This window comes from Methylobacterium sp. CCH7-A2, assembly GCF_001557075.1.
GTDB lineage: Bacteria > Pseudomonadota > Alphaproteobacteria > Rhizobiales > Beijerinckiaceae > Allobosea > Allobosea massiliensis.
In genome coordinates this window covers 1-6239 of the sequence record NZ_LSKN01000135.1, presented here as the reverse complement: position 1 = coordinate 6239, position 6239 = coordinate 1, and the positions used below count along the sequence as shown (strand labels likewise).

Below are 6239 nucleotides of genomic sequence, written 5' to 3'. Positions count from 1 at the left end.
CACGCGGCTCGTCGGCTCCGATCGCGAGGATGACGCCGCCGATCAAGGCCTTCGCTTCCTCGTTCCAGTGCGCCTCGCCGGCTTCGCCTGGCGCGTCGAAGACGAGCGCGTCGGCCAGGGTCGCGGCTTCCTCGGCGACATCGATGCCGTCGGGATCGAGATGCTGCAGCGGATTGAAGGCGGCCGACGCGATGCCGGTGACACCGAACGGATCCAGCACATGGACCTTGCCGAAGCGGTCGCGAGCTCGCGCCGTCACTTTGGCGTTCTCGCCCTTGGGGTCGATGCAGATCACCGAGCGATCGACGGTGAGGAGGTTTGGAATGATCGTGCCGACGCCCTTGCCGGTACGGGTCGGCGCCATCGTGAGAAGATGGGCCGGGCCGTCATAGCGCATCAGCTTCCCGGTCGCGGGATCGCGGCCGATCAGCAGCCCGGATCTGCCACGCGTCAGCGCGGAGACCTCGTTGTCGTAGGCGAAGCGGGCCGAGCCATGGGTGGCGTCGTCATCGGCCATCCCGAAATGCTCCACCATCGGCTTCATCACGAAGCGCGCCAGCGTCATCAGTCCGAGCAGGCAGGCGAGCAGATTGCCGGCGAGATGGAGCGAGGTGCCGGCCATGCCGATCGCGTCCATGGCGAGATGGACGGCAAACAGCAAGGCGACCGTGACGATGCCGGCGATCGCCCCGACCTTTGCGACATAGTGGATCGCGGCGACGGGCCCGAACACGGCGCAGCCAAGCGCCCACAATGGATCGCGCCAGGCGGCGCGCAGCATGTTCACGAAAGCGATTTTTGCCACCATCAGGCACGCTCAGCCGCAGCGGCCGGATCGCCGGAGGCCTGAGATGCAACGGCCGCCTTCTCAGCCGTGGACAGCTCGATCAGGTCGGGGAAGAGCGTGCGGTCACCGTCGCGGGTGAGGAAGCCGGGCAGCTCGCGCTTCAGCCATGCCCGCAGCCGATCGACGAACTCGGCATCCTTGCTGGTCTCCAGTCGCTGCAGGACCAGCGCCCCGAGCAGCACCTTGCGCCTTGTGTCCTTGGCGCGCTCCTGGCGGCCGAGCCTCGCCTGCAGGGTTTTGCGCTGGGCATCGAGCTGGGCCAGCCGCTCCTCGATTGATCGTCTCGCCATTAGGCGTCTCCGTCATCGTGAGCGCCCGGTTCTAACGGCGTGGGCAGCGCCAGCCAACCCCTGGGCGAAACATTGGAACGGTTCGAGCCAAGCCAGTGCGCCCCGACATGCCAATCCCATCGCCGATCATCCTAGCACAAAGCGTGCCGCGAGCGGACCACGCGAAGCGTCAGGAGCGTAGCGGATGGTGCTTTAAGTGCGCACTTACGAGTTGTTGCACAACTAAGCGCCTGATAGGGTAGTTGCGAACCAGGGTTTCGCGAATTGGCGATCTACCATCTCAGCATCAAGCCGATCAGCCGTGGCATGGGCCGCAGCGCGGTCGCGGCAGCGGCGTATCGCGCCGGGGAACGGCTGACGAACGATCGCGACGGCGTCACGCATGATTTTACCCGGCGGGGCGGGGTGGAGCATTCCGAGATCGTCTTGTCGCGTGGGTCGGATGCAGAATGGGCGAAGGATCGGGCGACATTGTGGAATGCGGCCGAGGCGGCCGAGGGGCGTAAGGATGCTCGGGTGGCCCGGGAGTTCGAGATCGCTTTGCCGCATGAGCTGAATGCGGATGAGCGACTGGAGGCGACGAGGTCGTTCGCGCAGGGCTTGGCCGATCGCTATGGGACGGCGGTCGATGTCGCGATCCATTCTCCGCATGGCGAGACGGATGTGCGCAATCATCATGCCCATCTGTTGATGACGGTGCGGGCTGTCGGGTCCGAGGGGTTTTTGGACAAGACCTCGATCGAGCGGGAGAACAAGTGGCTGTTGTCGCAGGGGCTGCCGACCTCGTCGATGCAAATGCGCGAGATCCGCCAATCCTGGGAGCAGGTCGCCAATGAGCGGTTGGCGGCGGCAGGCTTGGACGTGCGGGTCGATCATCGCTCGCATCAGGAGCGCGGGCTGGAGATCGAGCCGACCGAGCATGTGGGGGTGTTCGCCACCCAGATGGAGCGGCGTGGGGTCGAGGTCTCCCGGACCCGGCTCGACGGGGATGCGGCGCGGCGCAATGCCGATCTGATCGCCGAGAAGCCGGAACAGGTTCTGACGCTGATCACCGGCGAGAAGAGCGTGTTCGATCGGCATGATGTCGCAAAAGCCCTGCATCGTTCGATCGACGGCGCGGACGCGTTTCAGGATGCGTTCGCGAAGGTGATGTCGTCGGATGCTCTGGTCGAGCTTCAGGCGGAGCGGGTCGATCAGAACGGCGAGATCACGCTGGCGCGATACTCAACGAAGGAGATGGTGACGCTCGAGCGCGGCATGGCGGAGGGAGCCGTGCGGATGAGCGAGGCGTGCAGGCATGGTGTCGATGGCACTCATGTCGATGCGGCCTTGGCCGAGCAGGATGGTGCGATCCGGCGTGGGGTTGCGGCCGATACCGCCTGGCAGGTGGCGCGCGGGACTTTGTCGGAATCCGATCGGGATCGGGCGCTCGATTCCGCAGGCCTGAGCGGCGAGCAGCGTCGGGCGGTGGAACATGTCACCGGCGGCGAGCAGATCGCGGTCGTGGTCGGATTGGCGGGCGCCGGCAAGAGCACGATGTTGGCTGCTGCGCGCGACGCCTGGGAGCGGCAGGGCTATGCGGTTCATGGTGCGGCCTTGTCGGGCAAGGCAGCCGAGGGCTTGGAGGAGGCGTCAGGAGTCGGCTCGCGGACGCTGGCGTCGTGGGAGCATGGCTGGAAAGCTGGACGCGGCGAGCTTGGGCCCAAGGACGTCATGGTGATCGACGAGGCCGGCATGGTCGGATCGCGTCAGCTCGCGCGCTTTGTCGCCGAGACAGAGCGCACAGGCGCAAAACTCGTCATGGTCGGGGACCAGGAGCAATTGCAGGCGATCGGGGCGGGCGCGCCGTTCCGCGCCATCGCGGAGCGGGTCGGGTTTGCCGAGCTGCAGGACATCCGCCGGCAGCGCGAGGACTGGCAGCGGAAGGCGTCCGGCAATCTTGCGCGGCACAGAACGAGCGAGGGGCTCTCTGCCTACGCCGAGCGCGGCGACGTCCGGTTCAGCGAGACGCGCGACGCGGCGCGGGCTGCGATCGTCGCCGACTACATGGCGGACGCTGCCGAGCGGTCGGAGGGCTCGCGCGTCGCAATGGCGCATCGGCGGGTCGATGTTCGGGCGCTCAATGCCGATATCCGTGCGGCGCGGCAGGATGCCGGCGAACTGGCGCGCGGGGAGGGGGATCAGGGGCAGCTTGGCCGCGAGCACGTGTTCCAGACCAATGACGGCAAGCGGTCCTTCGCACCCGGCGATCGGGTCGTGTTCCTCGAGAACAATCGCGAGCTTGGCGTGAAGAACGGCATGCTCGGGACCGTGGTGTCCGTCGAGCCGGACCGGATCACGGCCCGACCCGACGGACTCGCGCGCGCCGGGGGAGAACAACGCACGGTGTCGTGGGCGACGAGCGACTATGCCGCGTTCGATCACGGCTACGCAACCACGATCCACAAGACGCAAGGCGCCACCGTCGATCGCGCCTTCGTCATGGCGTCGGGCACGATGGACCGGCATCTCACCTATGTCTCGATGACGCGCCATCGCGATCAGGCGACGCTGTATGCCGGCAAGGACGAGTTCAAGGACGGGATGGGGTCGCTTGCGGCGCGGCTCGGCCGCGACGGGTCGAAAGAAACCACGCTCGATTATGCGCAGGGGTTTGCCGAGCGGCGGGGGATCGCCGAGCGGTTCGGGGTGAAAAGCGACATCGAGGTTGAGCGCGGCAACGATGGGCAGGCGCGGCAGCGACTCGGCAGCGAGGGATCGCGGGACGAGGTCGGGCGCAATCCCGGGATCGGGGATCGAGCTGCCGATCGGCGTGGTGATGGTGGCCCGCAGGGGCGCGTCGCCGGCGGAGAGGGTGTCAAGAGCGCTGCCACGGCTGCGGAGACGCCGGCGGCCGGGCGCAGCATGTTCGCCGGGCTCAAACTTGGGGCAGGGCGGGGCAGGCCGCAGGAGCGTGATGGCGCGTTGTCGGGGCGGAAGGGCGGCGGGAGCCCGGCCGCGCCTGCGTCAGGCTCCGCTGCGGCTCGCGTAAAGGTTCTGGCCGCCGTCGAGGCCTATGCGAAAGCCTATCAGGATGCGGCTCGAATGAAGACGGCCGATCTGCCAGTGCTTCAGCATCAGAAGCTGGCGCTGCGGACAGCCGGCGCCGCCATGGAAAAGGCCCGGCCGGGATCAACGCAGGAGATGGCCTCAGTGCTGAAACATGAGAGCCTGAGCCAGCGGGCGATGGCCGAACTGAGCGGACCAGCGCGCGCCGCGCAGCTCGTGGCCGGTATGGATCGCGAGCGTCAGCGGCAGGTGCAGCGTGAAACGGCTCAGCAGGGCATGGTGCGTGCGGACACGAAGCCGGGGCGGAACGAGGCAGCGCGTGAGTCGGATGCCGAGAAGCACGTCCGCGAGCGTGACAAAGGCATGGAGCGGTGAGCGTGACGAGCGACGACGGAAGTGAGCGCGGCGAGAGTGATGCGGCGCTGGCCTTCGCTGCGCTTCAGGCGCAAGTTGCGAGCTTGCGCCAGGCTGTCGAGGCGCTGCCGGCTATCGTCGAAGGGGCGACGCGAGTGACCGACTACACGCCGACGCTGGGCGCGGTCGTCAAGGTGCTGACCCAGGTTGAGGCTCGAATCGTCGCGATCCAGGATCATCCGGCAATGAAGATGACGCCTGAGCAGCATGGCCGGGCGATGGGGCGGGCCGGGGCCGAAGCGTTCGCCGAGGCCGCGCGGGTGATGCGGGATGAGGCCGATGCGCTGAAACGCGAGCGGATGCACCTAGCGGGAATCGTCGATGGGGCGGTAACGCGGCAGGTTCAGAGGCGGCGACAGTTATGGTTTGGCGTGTCTGGACTTGTGGCCGGATCAATAGTGGTGCTGTTGATTAAATGAATTCGTTCCTCTCAAGGCTTGCATTGGCTGTGTCGGGTTGGGGCGGCGCTCCTTGACCAAGCGCCACCCCGCGCCGCAGCAACTGCAGGGGAGCGATTGCTGTAGCCAAGCTACGGTACGTGTTTTTATAAGAAAGTCATTCATTTTGTCATCTGTGCCCTTAATTCTTTGAAAAGAGCAAAAGACGCATCGCTAAAGTCCGAATTTCGGTTTTTGTCACACCAACTTTTTAGGTAAGCCATCTGACTTTGGACTGGGAAATTTTGGGGAAGCAAGTCAAGACCGTCATCTACACCAACAGGAGCTCGGACTAACGCGCCGTTCATGAATCCTTGCGCCCAAGCGAAGTACTGTTTCTCGGAAACGTCATTCCCCTGAGTATCGCTAATAAATTTGTCGCATCTTGATACGCCAAGCCCTACAATCTTTACATTTTGGGCAATTGTCGCGCTTGAAAATAAGATCGCATTCACGGTGATGGCGCAGATGGCATATGGTAACTTCATAGCTAGATCCTTTGATGATTGATAGCGTCGGACGTTTTGCGAATTCGATGAGGCGTGCCCCTTGATAAGTCAACAGGCTCGGCGGTGCTCGATTGACGGAATCGAAATTGGCACGGCGGCCGTCACTCGCTTCACCACATTGTATCAAGAGGTTGATCCAGAAAGGTCGATCGATGCAATATGCATCTTTGAGGGTGCGATGAGACATGATCAAGTTCATCTTCGCGTCGATCGGTGGTTGATGCGAAGACCGTAGATCGTGACGATCGCGCAGTTTGCGGCAAGACAACCGTGTTCATCTTCCCCTGGCCTGTGCTAACCCAAGACAACCGCACCAGCTGCTCGATCTGATTGCCAGGCAGGGCGTTAAATGAAATTCGCCGCACTCAATTTTTGGGAGATCGCGTCCCATCTCGTTGATCTCGCCTTGGCTTACCTGATCGCACTACCGATCGGGTGGGATCGCGAGCACGAGGAACGCAGCGCCGGGATCCGTACCTTTCCGCTTGTCGCTATGGCAAGCTGCGGCTTCGTTCTGATTGCACTCGGCGTGCTTGGCAAGGGCTCGATCGGACAGGCCCGAATCCTCGAGGGGCTGATCACCGGTGTCGGCTTCATCGGAGGTGGAGCTGACGTTGCCCCGTATTTGCCCTCGTTCATAACTGGACTCTGTTCTCGATGTGGTCCGTCCTGGACCGGGTTGCAAACTCGTTGG

The 6239-nt window shown here is 64.2% G+C and carries 6 protein-coding genes; 3 read left to right on the top strand and 3 right to left on the bottom strand.

The features are described from left to right. Positions 1-808 (bottom strand): type IV secretory system conjugative DNA transfer family protein (locus AX750_RS11450; RefSeq protein WP_197432815.1); only part of this gene is annotated, 808 nt, incomplete at its 3' end. Continuing rightward, positions 808-1137, bottom strand: a complete 330-nt coding sequence (locus AX750_RS11445) for a mobilization protein (RefSeq protein WP_067254275.1) — start codon at positions 1135-1137, stop codon at positions 808-810. The genes AX750_RS11445 and AX750_RS11450, both read right to left, overlap by 1 nt. A gap of 264 nt (positions 1138-1401) precedes the next feature. On the opposite strand from AX750_RS11445, the gene traA reads away from it, so the two are divergent. Both traA and AX750_RS11435 read left to right on the top strand, forming a co-directional pair. Further along, complete coding sequence (gene traA, locus AX750_RS11440; RefSeq protein WP_067254272.1) at positions 1402-4560, top strand: Ti-type conjugative transfer relaxase TraA; 3159 nt, start codon at positions 1402-1404, stop codon at positions 4558-4560. Between the two features lie 2 nt (positions 4561-4562). Next, a complete protein-coding gene (locus AX750_RS11435; protein ID WP_068072164.1) occupies positions 4563-5018 on the top strand; it encodes a DUF6118 family protein in 456 nt (151 codons plus the stop codon). A 140-nt stretch (positions 5019-5158) separates the two neighbouring features. Here the strand turns inward: AX750_RS11435 and AX750_RS25980 are convergent, their stop codons facing one another. Continuing rightward, positions 5159-5524 (bottom strand): hypothetical protein, encoded by a 366-nt coding sequence (locus AX750_RS25980; protein ID WP_156449924.1) that lies wholly within the window; start codon positions 5522-5524, stop codon positions 5159-5161. A gap of 370 nt (positions 5525-5894) precedes the next feature. Here AX750_RS25980 and AX750_RS11430 point away from each other — a divergent pair. Next, the coding region (locus AX750_RS11430; RefSeq protein WP_197432814.1) for an MgtC/SapB family protein at positions 5895-6239 on the top strand (345 nt) is incomplete at its 3' end.